This window comes from Fictibacillus terranigra, from assembly GCF_030412265.1.
GTDB classification, from domain to species: Bacteria; Bacillota; Bacilli; order Bacillales; family Fictibacillaceae; genus Fictibacillus_C; species Fictibacillus_C terrinigri.
Window position 1 is genome coordinate 1388937 of record NZ_JAUHLN010000001.1, and the last position, 14331, is coordinate 1403267.

Consider the following 14331-nt stretch of genomic DNA (forward strand, 5'->3'; position numbering starts at 1 on the left):
AGACATAAAGGAGAGCGACATGCGAATAGTACTGCAGCGCGTCACAGAAGCTGCCGTTACGGTAGAAGACAACGTCGTTGGCCAGATCGGCCATGGCTTGATGCTTCTGGTCGGAGTGACGCATGAAGACACAGAAAAGGATGCGGCTTATCTTGCTGAGAAAGCTGTAAACCTCCGCATATTTGAAGATGAACAGGAAAAGATGAACCTATCCCTGCTGGATGTAGCAGGATCCATACTTTCCATTTCACAGTTTACCTTGTTTGGTGATTGCAGAAAGGGCCGCCGCCCGAATTTTATGGCTGCTGCCAAACCGGATCAGGCGTCTGTTTTGTATGAAAAATTTAATGCTCTGCTCCGTGAAAAAGGGATTACAGTGGAAACCGGAATCTTTGGAGCGATGATGGATGTATCGTTTACGAACAATGGCCCGGTAACACTCATCCTCGACAGCAAAGAATAAGCTGTTTTAAACTTTCGCCTTTTGGAAAAGATAAGTAAAAGGTGAAAGGAAGATGAAAATGCGGAACGGAGAAAAGGGAGAACATGTCAATGCCCATGTCAACCAGCTGATGGGAATTGATTTTCATGATTTTATACAAAAGGAAGCTTCTTCAAGCACGATGGAACTCGCTGAAGAGTTTGGTGTTCCTCTTCGCAGTGTGATCAGCCTTCGCAAAAAAATAAAACGATGACGTAAAGTTTTTTGTAAAAGGGATTGACATTGCTGTTTTTGATGAGTAAGATAAATAACAATTCAATGAAATCACCAGTGACGGAGAAAAGTAGGTAAACCCCACATGCCAAGAGAGGAAATGCCATAGGCTGCAAGCATTTCTGCATGATGATTTAGTGAAAGACACTCCTGAGGTTTCAATTCGAACGGAAAATGGACAATGCCCAGTAGAGTTGGACGCATGCATGCGTTATTTGCATTTTGTGAGCGGAAGCATGAGCTTCAACGAGGGTGGCACCGCGGGTATATAACTCCCGTCCCTATTATTATTTCGGATAATAATAGGGACGGGAGTTTTTTATTTTTTCATTGATTAACGAGGATTCAAGGAGGAATGAAGGATGGGTTATCAAATTCCGAGAGGGACCCAGGATATTTTACCGGGTACTGTTGAAAAATGGCAATTTGTTGAGGAGAAAGCGCGAGAAATCTGCAGCAGATACAACTATAAAGAGATCAGAACACCGATTTTTGAACATACGGAACTCTTTCTAAGAAGTGTAGGAGATACAACCGACATCGTTCAAAAAGAGATGTATACGTTCACGGACCGCGGGGAGAGAAGTTTGACACTGCGTCCTGAAGGAACAGCAAGCACGGTAAGGGCTTACGTCGAGAACAAGCTATTCGGCCTCGCTCAGCAGCCTGTAAAGCTATATTACATCGGCCCCATGTTTCGTTATGAAAGGCCTCAGGCAGGCAGGTACCGGCAGTTCGTACAATTTGGAATTGAAGCTATGGGAAGTGATGATCCATCGATCGATGCAGAAGTTATGGCACTTGCGATGGATGTCTATAAAGAGCTTGGGCTAAAGAGCCTTCGTCTCGTGCTTAACACGCTTGGAGACAAAGATAGCCGTAAAGCGCACAGAGAAGCACTCGTTGCACACTTTGAACCGCGGATTGGAGAATTCTGCCATGATTGCCAGAATCGTCTTCACACTAATCCGCTCAGAATCCTGGACTGTAAAAAGGACCGAGATCACGAACTGATGAAAACGGCTCCTTCGATCCATGATTACTTGAACGAGGAATCAAGGAAATACTTTGAAACGGTCAAATCGACCCTGACACAGATGGGAATTGATTATGTCATTGATCCGACACTTGTTAGGGGCTTGGATTACTATAACCATACCGCTTTTGAGATCATGAGTGATGCGGAAGGATTCGGGGCGATCACGACATTAAGCGGCGGCGGAAGATACAACGGCCTCGCTGAAGAAGTCGGCGGTCCAGCGACACCTGGAATCGGATTTGCGATGAGCCTTGAACGATTATTGCTTGCTTTGGATGCAGAGGGTGTTGAGCTGCCGATTGAAGATACGATTGACTGCTACCTTGTAACAATGGGGGATCAAGCAAAAGAAAAAGCTCCGTCACTTCTCTATCAATTCCGTAAAGCCGGATTGAAAGCAGATAAAGATTATCTGGATAAAAAGATGAAAGCCCAGTTTAAGGCGGCAGACAGGACAAAAGCCAAATTTGTAGCGGTGCTGGGAGATGATGAACTGGCAAATGGCGTCATCTCTGTGAAGGAGATGGAGTCCGGTGAACAGTCTGAAGTAGCACTCGATCAAGTTACAGAATATCTGCTGAAGCAAATTTGAGGAGGAATAACAACATGTCAGAAAGAACGCATAAATGCGGAACCTTAACAGAGCAGCACGTCGGGCAAGAAGTAAAACTAACCGGCTGGGTTCAGAAGCGAAGAGATCTTGGCGGTTTAATTTTTATCGACCTTCGCGATCGTTCAGGCCAGGTTCAAGTTGTATTTAACCCTGAGGTTTCCAGCGAAGCATTGAACATCGCTGATAAAGTAAGAAGTGAGTTTGTACTTGCGGTAAAAGGAACAGTTATTGCGCGTGACGAGGGGACAATCAACGAAAACGTACCGACCGGCAGAATTGAAATTCAGGGCAAAGAACTTGAAATCATCAACAGCGCAAAAACACCTCCTTTTTCCATCGCAGATGACAGTGACATCAATGAGGATGTACGCTTGAAATATCGTTATCTGGATTTAAGAAGACCCGTCATGCAGGAGACAATAAAACTCCGCTATCGTGTGACAAAAATGATTCGTGATTTTCTGGATCAGCAGGAGTTCATGGAGATAGAAACACCAATGCTGACAAAAAGCACGCCTGAAGGAGCCAGAGACTATTTGGTGCCAAGCCGTGTGCATCCAGGTCAATTTTATGCTTTGCCGCAGTCACCTCAGCTCTTTAAGCAGCTCCTGATGGTATCTGGATTTGAACGCTATTTCCAAGTCGTCCGCTGTTTCCGTGATGAAGACTTACGGGCGGACCGCCAGCCTGAGTTTACACAGATCGATATTGAGACTTCATTCCTTGGCCAAGAAGATTTGATGAGCATGATGGAAGACCTTATGGTTCAAATGGCTGGTGAGATCCGAGGTTTCTCGGTACAGACCCCGATGCCTCGCCTTACTTATGCAGAAGCAATGGAGCGCTATGGATCTGACAAACCCGATACTCGTTTTGGCATGGAATTGATCAATGTTTCGGAAATCGTAAAGAACTCCGGATTTAAAGTTTTTGCTTCAACCGTTTTAGATGGCGGAGAAGTAAAAGCCATCAACGTAAAAGGGCAAGCCGGCAATTACTCCCGAAAAGACATCGACCTGCTTACGGATTATGTGAAACGGTACGGTGCTAAAGGATTGGCGTGGCTCAAGTTTGAAGGGAACGAACTCAAAGGGCCGATTGCGAAATTCTTTACAGATGAAGAAAAGCACAGATTGCTTGCTGCTTTAGAAGGTGGAGAAGGCGATTTATTCCTGTTTGTCGCAGACAGCAAAAAGGTCGTTGCAGATGCTCTTGGAGCGCTTCGCCTGAAGCTGGGTAAAGACCTTGATCTCATCGACGAAAGCGTGCTGAATTTCCTTTGGGTTGTCGATTTCCCGCTTGTTGAATTCGATGAAGATGCAAACCGTTATGTTGCTCTTCACCACCCGTTTACGATGCCGAAAGAAGAAGATCTTGATCTGCTTGAGAGCAATCCTGGAGCTGTTCGTGCAAAAGCCTATGACCTTGTGTTAAATGGATACGAGCTTGGCGGCGGTTCACAGCGCATCTATCAGCGGGATCTTCAGGAAAAAATGTTCAAGACGCTCGGATTCTCTGAAGAGGCGGCAAAAGAAGAGTTTGGCTTTTTAATGGATGCCTTTGAATATGGCACACCGCCTCATGGAGGAATTGCTTTAGGACTTGACCGTCTCGTAATGATTCTTGCAGGAAGAAACAACTTGAGAGATACCATCGCCTTCCCGAAAACAGCAAGCGCAAGCTGCTTGTTAACGAATGCTCCTTCACATGTTAGTGATAGACAGCTGGATGAACTTCATCTTGCTGTAAAAGTCGAAAAAGACAACGGACAAAAGGCATAGGAAAGAAGTTTGAACTGTTAGAAAATTTAAATAACAGGTTGTAATTCCCTTGTTTTCAAGAAAATGATGTGGTATTATTTATACCAATAAGAGTCCTGATGTGTTCGTTAAGACCGAATGTTTTGAGCCAACACTTTTTATTCGGGAGCTAGTGTTTCTGCAAAGCGTGCAAGCCTTCTCGTAGAGGACGCATTAATTGCGGAACAGGGCACCCACCTGCGAGAGCAGGTTCAAAACTTAGGAAATGACGGCACAGTTGGGACTCTCATCCAACCACTTATATAATGTGTGAATATAGAAAAACCCGGGCGATGGCCCGGGTTTTTATTGTGTTATCCATAAGTTTTGAGTAAAGGTTGTACAAGACTGGGAAATAGTATATCCTTTGTAGGAAGTAAGCTGCAATGAAGCAAGGCCTGCCTTCAGCAGGCTAGGGCAGAAATAATATTAAGTGTTCCAGCGCTTGTTGGACTTAGCCAGTCACTTGCGCTTTTCTAGTTTCGAAAGGAGAAGGTTCATGTTACATCAGTTTTCAAGAAATGAGCTCGCCATTGGCGAAGATGGATTAGCGGCTTTAAAAGGAAGCACCGTTGCAATCCTTGGTATCGGAGGAGTCGGTTCTTTTTCGGCTGAAGCACTTGCTCGCGCAGGTATCGGCAAACTCATCCTGGTGGATAAAGACGTTGTGGATATAACGAATGTCAACCGGCAGATCCATGCTTTGCTTTCAACGGTCGGCCAGTCAAAAGTGGAACTTATGAAACAGCGTATCGCGGATATTAATCCCGAATGCGAAGTGATTGCATTACAAATGTTTTATACAGAAGAGACGTATGATCAGTTTTTCGCGTACGAACTGGATTTTGTTGTCGATGCTTCTGATACAATAACGTATAAAGTGCATCTTGCCAAAGAATGCCTGTCCAGAAATATTCCGATCATTTCAAGCATGGGTGTGGCCAACAAACTGGATCCGACCAGACTAAGGATTACTGATATTTCCAAAACGTCGTATGACCCCATTGCACGGGTAGTGAGACAGCGTCTCCGGAAGGAAGGTATCCATAAGGGAGTGACAGTCGTTTTCTCCGATGAAACACCGGTGCAGATCAGGGAAGATATTAGAGAAAAAATTGTTCCTGAGAATGCCCCTGGGATTAGAAAAGCCAAAATGCCGCCTTCCTCCAATTCGTTCGTACCGTCTGTATCGGGTCTTTTCATGGCAGGGCATGTGGTGAACAAGCTGCTGGAAACACATAAAATTTCCATCAATAGAATGAAGTAATCTAACGCAATAAAGAGCCGCTGTAATCAGCGGCTCTTTTATTTTGCAAGCTTTTCAAGGTTGCCGTTTTTGTCCATTCTGAAACTCTGGTTGTCGGCGGCATCATCCTGCAGCAGGACCATTCTTCGTGCCCGGTCCATGATTTGCAGCAGTGCCTGATAATCTTCTTTCATGGCTGCAAAATCTTTTTCCATCTTATTCAATTGCTCAGTCAGCTTCTGATTTTGATGGAAAAGCTCTTCGTTTTGTTTTTTCAGGGTGGCGTTTTCGCCCTCGATACGCCCATTGGCAAGGCCGTTTCTATTGATCTCTGATAAATAGGCAATGACATCATTGAGGCTTAAACTCTCTTTCTGCTGACTCGGATACGCCGGATGGACGGTTTGCATTGATGGTATGGATGCAGCAGTATAAGAAGGTTCCGCGATTTCAGGCTGCTGGACAGAAGCAGTGAAGGGCGTTCTGAAAAATTCTTCAGGATGATACACTTCATCATCTGCGGGTACAGCTTGCTTAACCGGAGTTTTTAAAGGTTTGCTTTGCTGCTGGCCTTTAGCGATCGCACGCTGCCTTTCTTTTCGCTGTTTTTTGGCGATCTTCAACGCTTGTTCATATTTTTTCCTTACGATGGCATTCCAACGAAAACCCACGGCAGCGCTTGTGCGCTCCAGTTTATCGCCGACCTCTTCAAAGGCATGAAGCTGCGTACTGCCTTCGCGCACATGGCGCAATACCGTTTCGGCCAGAAGCAGATCATCTTCTTCAGACCAGGCATCCTGTCTTACTTTTATCACATCTATCCTCTCCTTGATTCATAATATACGAGTTTATGTTCTCATTTTGAGCAAAAGGAGAGGATTCTATACGTGCAATGTAAAATTTGCTAGTTTTTTGTTAACAGAGTGCTAGATTAGGTTTCCCTTCGTTTTCTGTCATTAAAGTAGTCCAGCCTTTTCTGTATGCTTTTTTCAAAGCCTCTGACGGTAGGCTCGTAAAAGGTTTTATTCTTCAAGTGGTCCGGCAAATATTGCTGAACGACATATCCATCAGGAAAATTATGGGGATATTTATAATCTTTTCCATGACCCAGCTGGCTGGCCCCTTTATAATGCGCATCACGCAAATGAATAGGCACTTGACCGCTCTTTTCTTTTTTTACTGCCTTCATCGCATGATCAATCCCCATGATGACAGCGTTGCTTTTTGGCGCGGTAGCAAGATAAACAACGGCTTCTGCCAACGGAATCCGGGCTTCAGGCATCCCGACAAAATCAACCGCATACGCGGCAGCCTGGGCGACAAGCAGGGCGTTAGGATCCGCAAGGCCTATATCTTCAGCTGCATGGACATAAATCCTGCGGGCAATAAATCGAGGATCTTCACCGGCATAAATCATTTTGGCCAGCCAGTATAGGGCAGCATCAGGATCGGAACCTCGGATGCTCTTTATAAAAGCAGAGATAGTATCATAATGGTTGTCCCCCTTTTTGTCGTACTGCAGCACCCTTTGCTGGATGCTTTCTTCAGCAATTTCCAAGGTGATGTGAACCTGGCCGGAATCATCCGGTTTTGTCGTGAGAACTGCGAGTTCCAGGGCGTTCAGGGCAGTCCGGGCATCTCCATTGGCTACGGAAACAAGGTGGCCAAGGGCATCCTCTTCCATTTTAATATTGTATTTTCCATAGCCTCTCTCTTTATCTTCGAGTGTATGGAGGATGATGGAGCGTGTATGTTCATCGGTTAAATGTTCAAAACGGAACAGCCTTGATCTGGAAAGTAATGCCGGGTTAATCTCAAACATTGGACTTTCTGTCGTTGCACCGATGAGGATAACGGTTCCGTCTTCTACAAAGGGAAGAAGGGCATCCTGCTGGCTTTTATTAAAACGATGGATTTCATCAATAAACAGCACCGTTTTCTTTTCATCCATCAACAGCCTTTCTTTCGCTTCACTCGTTACCCTTTTGATATCAGCCACTCCGGAAGTAACGGCGTTTAACTGCTCAAAATAGGCAGAAGTGGAATTTGCGATGATTTTCGCCAATGTCGTTTTCCCTGTTCCGGGTGGTCCAAAAAAAATCATCGGGGTGAGCTGGTCCGCTTCAATGGCTCTTCTTAAAAGCTTACCTTCACCTACAATGTGGGACTGCCCGATAAATTCTTTTATGGATCGGGGCCGCATCCGGCTGGCGAGGGGGCCCATTGCTTTTTTTTCATGAGAGTGATGATCGCTGAATAAATCCATCTGTATCCTCCTATATCCGTACCATAGAAAAAAGCGCACGCATCCGGTTAAATCTATTCATTCTGCAACGCATTCTTCAGTAACCAAAAGGTACTATACCGTTCATATGAATGCAAGAATAAGCTGCTTCATGCTATAATAGTTTGGGTTTATGTGCAAAAACAGGCAAAGGAAAGGTTAAACTAATGAGTACCATCAACAGCCCCGCAAAACCTTTCTTTGTTAAATGGATTGTCTTTTTTATGGGGCTATTGATCATGTCGTTTGGAATATCGCTCATGATAAGAACCGATCTAGGCAATGCTCCGTGGGATGTACTACATATCGGTTTATATTATCAGTTTGGTTTGTCGATCGGTACATGGTCGATTACTATTGGATTTTTGATGATTGGTGCCACACGCTTACTAGAAAACAGCCTCAGGCAGGCGCCTTCCTGAACATGCTGTTTGTCGGAATATTTATTGATCGCTACTTAATGCTCACCGGATTCCACTGCAGACAGTCTGATCATGCTGGCTGCAGATCCGGCTATGAACGGAATGGGAATGGGGCTGTATATTGCAAGCGACTGCGGAGCAGGACCGCGGAACAGCTTAATGCTGGCCTTAACGGAGAAAACCGGCAAAAAACTTGCCAGCATCAGACTTGTCATGGAACTTTTTGTTTTGGCCGAAGGCTGGCTGTTAAAGGGACCGGTTTCCCTGGGAACCATTCTGTATTGTATATCCATCGGCATCATCGTGGGTTATACCTTGCCTTTCTGTAAAAAATCGTTAACTATTGGATAGAACGGAGTGTGTATGATGAAGATATCGACAAAGGGCCGTTATGGCTTGACCATCATGATGGCATTGGCAAAAAAGCACGGTGAGGGGCCAATCGCCTTAAAACTGATCGCAAAAGAACACAGTTTGTCCGAACATTATCTGGAGCAGCTGATTTCCCCGCTGCGGAATGCAGGGCTTGTTAAAAGTATAAGAGGTGCTTATGGAGGCTACGTTCTTGCTAAAGATGCGAAAACAATCACAGCAGGTGACATTATCCGTGTTCTTGAGGGACCGATCAGCCCGGTTGAGGTAATGGAAGATGAGGAGCCGGCAAAACGCGATCTTTGGATAAAAATCCGTGATGCTGTAAAAGATGTACTCGATAACACGACTTTGGACGATCTTGCGAACTATCAAGGTGAAGGAGAACAAGACTCGTACATGTTTTATATTTAGTGAATGAATAGAAAGCAGGTGATCTTATGGATCGCATCTATGTAGACCATGCGGCAACGTCACCCATCCATCCGGATGTTGTCCAAGAAATGCTGCCTTATTTTACGGAACACTTCGGAAATCCCTCTAGTATTCATCAATTTGGCAGAAAAACACGCCAGCTGCTTGATGAAGCAAGAGTGACAGCGGCAAAAAGCATTGGGGCTCAACCCAGCCATATTATGTTTACGAGCGGCGGAACAGAAGCGGACAATGCGGCCATTTTTGGCACGGCTTATGCGAACAGCGGACAGGGGAAACATATCATCTCCACACAGATCGAGCATCATGCCGTCCTTCACGCCTGCGAAGAACTGCAACGCCAAGGGTTTGAGGTAACGTTCCTACCTGTTGATGAAGCAGGGAGAATTTCCATCCAAGCTTTAAAAGAAACCTTGAGAGAAGATACGATTCTCGTAAGCATCATGTATGGAAACAATGAAGTGGGAACGATTCAGGATATTCAAACGATCGGGGAGATTTTGAAGGAGCATCAGGCCTATTTCCATACGGATGCTGTGCAGGCATACGGTGTTCTTCCACTGAACGTCCAAGAATTACAGGTGGATCTTCTCAGCGTTTCGGGACACAAGATCAATGGACCAAAGGGGACCGGTTTCCTCTATATCGGAGATGGTGTATCCATTGCACCTTCTTTTTTTGGAGGAGAACAAGAGCGGAAGCGCCGGGCAGGAACTGAAAACGTTGCAGGGATAGCGGGATTCGCCAAGGCCATTGCTATCATGGCTGAAGAAGGCCATCAAAGAGCAGAAAAATATGAAGGCTTTAAAAAGACGATGCTGTCCATCTTTAAAGAAGAAGGCATTGAGTATTTATTGAACGGTTCAGCCGAGCATAGTCTGCCTCATATTTTAAATGTCAGTTTCCCGGGTGTAAAGACAGAAGTGCTGCTCGTGAACCTGGATTTAGCCGGCATTGCAGCCTCTAGCGGTTCTGCTTGTACGGCAGGATCGATTGAGCCTTCGCATGTGCTCACAGCGATGTTCGGAAAGACTGACCGAACGAAGAATGCTGTCCGGTTCAGCTTTGGACTTTATAATACACAAGAACAGATCGAGAAAACCGCACGTGAGACAGCAAAAATAGTGAAACGTCTGCAAAAATAAGGTAAACTCTATTTTGAAAATGAAAGGGGGGTGAACGAATGTCAACGCGACAATCAAAATCACCTGAAGAAACACGCGTCGTCATTGGGATGTCCGGCGGTGTGGATTCTTCTGTAGCGGCGCTGCTGCTTAAACAGCAAGGCTACGACGTTATCGGAATCTTTATGAAAAACTGGGATGATACCGATGAATTTGGGGTCTGTACCGCAACCGAGGATTACAATGATGTGATTGCGGTAGCGAACCAGATCGGAATACCTTATTATGCTGTAAACTTTGAAAAAGAATATTGGGATAAGGTCTTCACCTATTTCCTTGAAGAATATAAAGCCGGAAGAACACCGAATCCGGATGTGATATGCAACAAAGAAATTAAATTTAAGGCATTTCTTGATCATGCCATGAGCCTTGGCGCGGATTATGTCGCAACAGGCCACTATGCCCGTGTTGTTGAAGAAGACGGAGAAGTAAAAATGCTTCGCGGTGTGGATGAGAACAAAGACCAAACCTATTTCCTCAATCAGCTTTCACAGGAGCAGATCGCGAAAACCATGTTCCCGATCGGCGAATTGAACAAGCCTGAGATCCGCAAGATCGCCGCTGAAGCAGGACTGGCAACCGCAAAGAAAAAGGATTCTACGGGCATCTGTTTTATTGGTGAACGGGATTTTAAAGAATTTCTCAGTAATTATCTGCCGGCAAAACCAGGTGAGATGAGAACACTTGACGGGGAAGTAAAAGGCAAACATGATGGATTGATGTATTATACGATCGGCCAGCGGCATGGCCTTGGCATCGGCGGAAGCGGAGATCCGTGGTTTGTGGTAGGAAAAGACTTGAAACAAAACGTTCTTTTCGTTGAACAGGGCTTTGATCATGAAGCGCTCTACAGTGAAAGTCTTGTAGCGGTGAAACCAAGCTGGGTCAGTTCGAAGCCGATGGAAAAAACATTCCATTGTACCGCGAAATTCCGATACCGTCAGCCAGATAAAGGGGTAACTGTCACTCAATTGGATAATGGCACCCTTGAGGTTGTTTTTGATGAACCCCAGCGGGCTATAACTCCTGGCCAAGCGGTCGTCTTCTATGACGGAGACGTTTGCCTTGGAGGGGCTACCATTGATGAGGTAATCAAAAACGGGGAACCTATTTCTTATCTATAAAGCAGACCAGTCCTTTGTATAGAAAAGGACTGGTTTTTTTATTAATGAAAACCATTCTCTGATATACTTTAATCAGAACAGATTTCAGGAGGAAAGCAGTGGAACAGGACTATTTTAAAAAGGGCAAATTAGAAGAAACGGCGAAAGCATTGGAAGAGCAGATTGAAAAGGACCCAGGAAACCCCGTGCCTTATATTAATTATGGAAACTTGCTGTCGGCTGTGCACGAGTATGAGAAAGCTTTGGTCTTTTTTGAAAAAGCGCTGGAGCTTGATCCGGAGGCTGGTGCAGCGGTTTACAGTATGGGCATCGCTTTCTATCAGATGGATAGATTTGAACAAGCCGGAAAGTTTTTTCTGAAGGCGCTCCAAAATGGGATACAGGAAGGCGACGTTCATTTTATGCTCGGAATGTGCTTTGTCCAAAAAGGAGAACATATCAGGGCCGTTCCGCATTTTCTGCGTGCATACGAAATGAACGAAAGCGATATAGAATCTCTTTTTCAATATGGTCTGTGCCTCGCTCAGCTTGAGCAGGTTAAACAGGCAAAGGACGTTTTTTTAACGGTGACGGAAAAAGATCCGGGACATGCAGATGCTTTTTACAATCTTGGTGTTGCTCATGTTTATTTTGATGAACCGGACGCTGCCCTAGAAGCATTCAGCCATGCCCTCAGCATTCAGCCCGATCATTACCTTGCTGCAAATGGGAAAAAGAACGTAGAAAACAAAAGGCAATAATTTTTAAAAAGTCAGGAGACCAAAGATGGATAAACAGTCTTCTTTCGATTTATTCGATGAACAGGCGAAATATATAAAAGGCTCACTGCTGACGACGATTTTTTTTAATCAGGATAACTTGTATACAGTCGCTCGAATCCGCATCCATGAGACGAACGAATCCTATGATGAGAAAGAGGCGGTCATTACAGGTACGCTGCCGCCGCTCTACCAGGACGAACGGTATATTTTTTTCGGGCATTTTAAAGAACATCCGAAGTATGGAAAACAGTATCATGTAACGCAATTCCGTAAAGACATGCCGCAGACGAAAGAGGGGATGGTTCAATACCTGTCAGGCGACCTGTTTCATGGGATCGGCAAAAAAACTGCAGAAGCAATTGTTAATCATCTGGGGGAGAATGCGATTTCTGCAATTTTGGAAAATCCGGATGTCCTAAACGGCATTCCCCATCTAAATGAAGAAAAAGCAAAGAATTTATACGGCGTACTCATCGAGCATCAGGGGCTTGAACAGGTTATGGTGACATTGAACCCATTTGGCATAGGGCCTCAGCTCTCGATGAAGATTTACCAAACGTATAAGGAAGATGCACTTCATATCATTCAGAATAATCCTTATCAGCTCATTTATGATATAGAGGGCATTGGTTTTCAGCGGGCCGATGAGCTCGGAAAGGGAATTGGGCTGTCCTACAATCATTCTGAACGAATCAGAGCGGGCTGTCTCTACATCCTTCAAGAGCGGGGAACCGATGCAGGCCATGTTTATCTTCCCTCAGAGCATGTGATGGAAGAAGTGAAAAAACTGCTCACGAATGGGGAGGCACCGCTAAGCGATGGAGATATTTTTCGTGAGATAGAAGCCTTGAGGGATGAACAGAAGATTGTAATGGAGGATGACAGACTCTATTTGCCGTCCCTTTTTTATTCAGAAAAGGGGCTGGCTGAATCAGTGACAGGCATTGCCGGCCAGGAAGAGTATAAGGACGCTTTTCCTCATTCTGAATTTCTGAAAGCACTGGGAGATCTGGAGGATCGACTGGGAATCGAGTATGCACCATCCCAAAAGCAGGCGATCGAGACTGCCATCTTCTCTCCTGTCATGGTGCTCACAGGAGGTCCGGGGACCGGGAAAACTACCGTAATTAAAGGAATCGTTGAGGTATATGCAGAACTGCATGGTGTCTCTTTGGATCCTTCAACCTATAAAAAAGACGAGCCATTTCCTGTCCTTCTTGTTGCGCCGACCGGGAGAGCAGCCAAACGGATGTCAGAATCCACGGGAATACCCGCGTTTACGATTCATCGTCTCCTGGGCTGGAAAGGCGGAGCCGGCTTTGAACATAGTGATGAAAATCCGTTGGAGGGTAAGCTGCTCATTGTAGATGAGATGTCCATGGTTGATATTTGGCTTGCTCATGCCCTTTTTAAGGCCGTTCCAGGCAATATTCAGGTAATCATCGTAGGGGATGAGGATCAGCTGCCGTCTGTTGGGCCGGGCCAAGTGCTGCGGGACCTGATCGCAGCCAATGTCATTCCGACCGTGGAGCTTAAAGATATCTACAGGCAGGCAGAAGGGTCATCCATTATTGAACTTGCCCATCATATGAAAAACGGCATGCTTCCGAATGATCTGAAACAGAGAAAGGCGGATCGAAGTTTCTTTTCCTGCCAGCCGCAGCAAGTGCTTGAGGTGGTTAAACAAGTGTGCCAAAACGCAAGGCAGAAAGGGTATACGGCACGAGACATTCAAGTACTTGCTCCAATGTACAAGGGCAATGCAGGTATTGACATGTTAAATCAATCACTACAGGAGCTCTTTAACCCCCCAGGGCCGCAAAAGCGTGAATTGAACATACAACAGTCGGTGTTCCGTGTCGGTGATAAAGTCCTGCAGCTGGTTAACCAGCCAGAAGATCATGTATATAACGGGGACATGGGGGAAATCGTATCGATCATCTATGCGAAAGAAACGACAGATAAGGAAGACCAGCTCGTGGTTGCATTTGATGAGGTGGAAGTCGTTTATACACGTTCTGATTTTCATCATATTACTCATGCTTATTGCTGTTCCATCCATAAGTCTCAGGGAAGCGAGTTTCCGATTGTCATTCTGCCTGTGGTGAAAAGCTACTTCCGAATGCTAAGGAGAAATTTGATCTATACGGGAATTACGAGAAGCCGGGAATTTCTGATTCTGTGCGGCGAGGAATCAGCCTTTGAGCTTGCAGTTCAGCGCAATGATGAATCAGCAAGATATTCAAGGCTCAAGGAAAGGCTCACCCAGTTTAACTTGGAAAACGTTTCAAGGATGAACCCATAAAGATCGTGGAATGATAAGAAATGTTCGGAAGG

The 14331-nt window shown here is 45.3% G+C and carries 12 protein-coding genes, 1 other RNA gene, 1 pseudogene and 1 other annotated feature; of the genes and pseudogenes, 12 read left to right on the forward strand and 2 right to left on the reverse strand.

All coding sequences use genetic code 11. From position 1 onward, the window contains the following. Positions 1–19: 19 nt before the first annotated feature. The 6 genes from dtd to QYF49_RS06955 all read left to right on the forward strand — a co-directional run bounded on the left by dtd (position 20) and on the right by QYF49_RS06955 (position 5433). The gene (dtd, locus tag QYF49_RS06930) at positions 20–463 is read left to right on the forward strand and encodes a D-aminoacyl-tRNA deacylase (RefSeq protein WP_290398855.1); all 444 of its coding nucleotides are present in this window, start codon (positions 20–22) and stop codon (positions 461–463) included. Between the two features lie 58 nt (positions 464–521). Beyond that, positions 522–695 carry an RNA polymerase subunit sigma-70 gene (locus QYF49_RS06935; protein ID WP_290399072.1) on the forward strand — a complete coding sequence of 58 codons (174 nt, stop codon included), beginning with the start codon at positions 522–524 and terminating at the stop codon, positions 693–695. Positions 696–763: 68 nt separating this feature from the next. Then, positions 764–1001, forward strand: a binding site (T-box leader). Positions 1002–1077: 76 nt separating this feature from the next. Further along, complete coding sequence (gene hisS, locus QYF49_RS06940) at positions 1078–2346, forward strand: histidine--tRNA ligase (RefSeq protein ID WP_290398856.1); 1269 nt, start codon at positions 1078–1080, stop codon at positions 2344–2346. 14 nt (positions 2347–2360) lie between these two features. Continuing rightward, positions 2361–4148 carry an aspartate--tRNA ligase gene (gene aspS / locus QYF49_RS06945; protein ID WP_290398857.1) on the forward strand — a complete coding sequence of 596 codons (1788 nt, stop codon included), beginning with the start codon at positions 2361–2363 and terminating at the stop codon, positions 4146–4148. Positions 4149–4237: 89 nt separating this feature from the next. Beyond that, a non-coding RNA gene (ssrS, locus tag QYF49_RS06950) (6S RNA) lies at positions 4238–4415 on the forward strand. A 250-nt stretch (positions 4416–4665) separates the two neighbouring features. Further along, the gene (locus QYF49_RS06955) at positions 4666–5433 is read left to right on the forward strand and encodes a tRNA threonylcarbamoyladenosine dehydratase (RefSeq protein WP_290398858.1); all 768 of its coding nucleotides are present in this window, start codon (positions 4666–4668) and stop codon (positions 5431–5433) included. 38 nt (positions 5434–5471) lie between these two features. On the opposite strand, the gene QYF49_RS06960 is transcribed toward QYF49_RS06955, so the two are convergent. Together QYF49_RS06960 and QYF49_RS06965 are read right to left on the reverse strand one after the other, a co-directional pair. Continuing rightward, a complete protein-coding gene (locus QYF49_RS06960; protein WP_290398859.1) occupies positions 5472–6227 on the reverse strand; it encodes an RsfA family transcriptional regulator in 756 nt (251 codons plus the stop codon). A 116-nt stretch (positions 6228–6343) separates the two neighbouring features. Continuing rightward, entirely contained in the window at positions 6344–7678 is a 1335-nt protein-coding gene (locus tag QYF49_RS06965; RefSeq protein ID WP_290398860.1) for an AAA family ATPase, read from the reverse strand. A 278-nt stretch (positions 7679–7956) separates the two neighbouring features. Here QYF49_RS06965 and QYF49_RS26095 point away from each other — a divergent pair. The 6 genes and pseudogenes from QYF49_RS26095 (at position 7957) to recD2 (ending at position 14299) form a co-directional block, all read left to right on the forward strand. Then, positions 7957–8469 (forward strand): annotated as a pseudogene (locus QYF49_RS26095) (YczE/YyaS/YitT family protein). A 15-nt stretch (positions 8470–8484) separates the two neighbouring features. Next, positions 8485–8904, forward strand: a complete 420-nt coding sequence (gene cymR, locus QYF49_RS06975) for a cysteine metabolism transcriptional regulator CymR (RefSeq protein WP_290399073.1) — start codon at positions 8485–8487, stop codon at positions 8902–8904. Between the two features lie 26 nt (positions 8905–8930). Continuing rightward, entirely contained in the window at positions 8931–10070 is a 1140-nt protein-coding gene (locus QYF49_RS06980; protein WP_290398861.1) for a cysteine desulfurase family protein, read from the forward strand. A gap of 38 nt (positions 10071–10108) precedes the next feature. Then, positions 10109–11233 carry a tRNA 2-thiouridine(34) synthase MnmA gene (gene mnmA / locus QYF49_RS06985; RefSeq protein WP_290398862.1) on the forward strand — a complete coding sequence of 375 codons (1125 nt, stop codon included), beginning with the start codon at positions 10109–10111 and terminating at the stop codon, positions 11231–11233. Between the two features lie 98 nt (positions 11234–11331). Next, on the forward strand, positions 11332–11973 hold the full coding sequence (locus tag QYF49_RS06990) for a tetratricopeptide repeat protein (protein WP_290398863.1): 642 nt from the start codon (positions 11332–11334) through the stop codon (positions 11971–11973). Between the two features lie 25 nt (positions 11974–11998). Beyond that, positions 11999–14299, forward strand: a complete 2301-nt coding sequence (gene recD2 / locus QYF49_RS06995) for an SF1B family DNA helicase RecD2 (protein ID WP_290398864.1) — start codon at positions 11999–12001, stop codon at positions 14297–14299. Positions 14300–14331 lie beyond the last annotated feature (32 nt).

What these genes read in the sequence shown, in the direction of transcription:
- recD2 (WP_290398864.1), top strand. Translation starts at nt 11,999, where the DNA reads ATGGATAAACAGTCTTCTTTCGATTTATTCGATGAACAGGCGAAATAT.
- aspS (WP_290398857.1), top strand. Translation starts at nt 2,361, where the DNA reads ATGTCAGAAAGAACGCATAAATGCGGAACCTTAACAGAGCAGCACGTC.
- QYF49_RS06965 (WP_290398860.1), bottom strand. Translation starts at nt 7,678, where the DNA reads ATGGATTTATTCAGCGATCATCACTCTCATGAAAAAAAAGCAATGGGC.
- QYF49_RS06955 (WP_290398858.1), top strand. Translation starts at nt 4,666, where the DNA reads ATGTTACATCAGTTTTCAAGAAATGAGCTCGCCATTGGCGAAGATGGA.
- QYF49_RS06935 (WP_290399072.1), top strand. Translation starts at nt 522, where the DNA reads ATGCGGAACGGAGAAAAGGGAGAACATGTCAATGCCCATGTCAACCAG.
- hisS (WP_290398856.1), top strand. Translation starts at nt 1,078, where the DNA reads ATGGGTTATCAAATTCCGAGAGGGACCCAGGATATTTTACCGGGTACT.
- cymR (WP_290399073.1), top strand. Translation starts at nt 8,485, where the DNA reads ATGAAGATATCGACAAAGGGCCGTTATGGCTTGACCATCATGATGGCA.
- mnmA (WP_290398862.1), top strand. Translation starts at nt 10,109, where the DNA reads ATGTCAACGCGACAATCAAAATCACCTGAAGAAACACGCGTCGTCATT.
- dtd (WP_290398855.1), top strand. Translation starts at nt 20, where the DNA reads ATGCGAATAGTACTGCAGCGCGTCACAGAAGCTGCCGTTACGGTAGAA.
- QYF49_RS06980 (WP_290398861.1), top strand. Translation starts at nt 8,931, where the DNA reads ATGGATCGCATCTATGTAGACCATGCGGCAACGTCACCCATCCATCCG.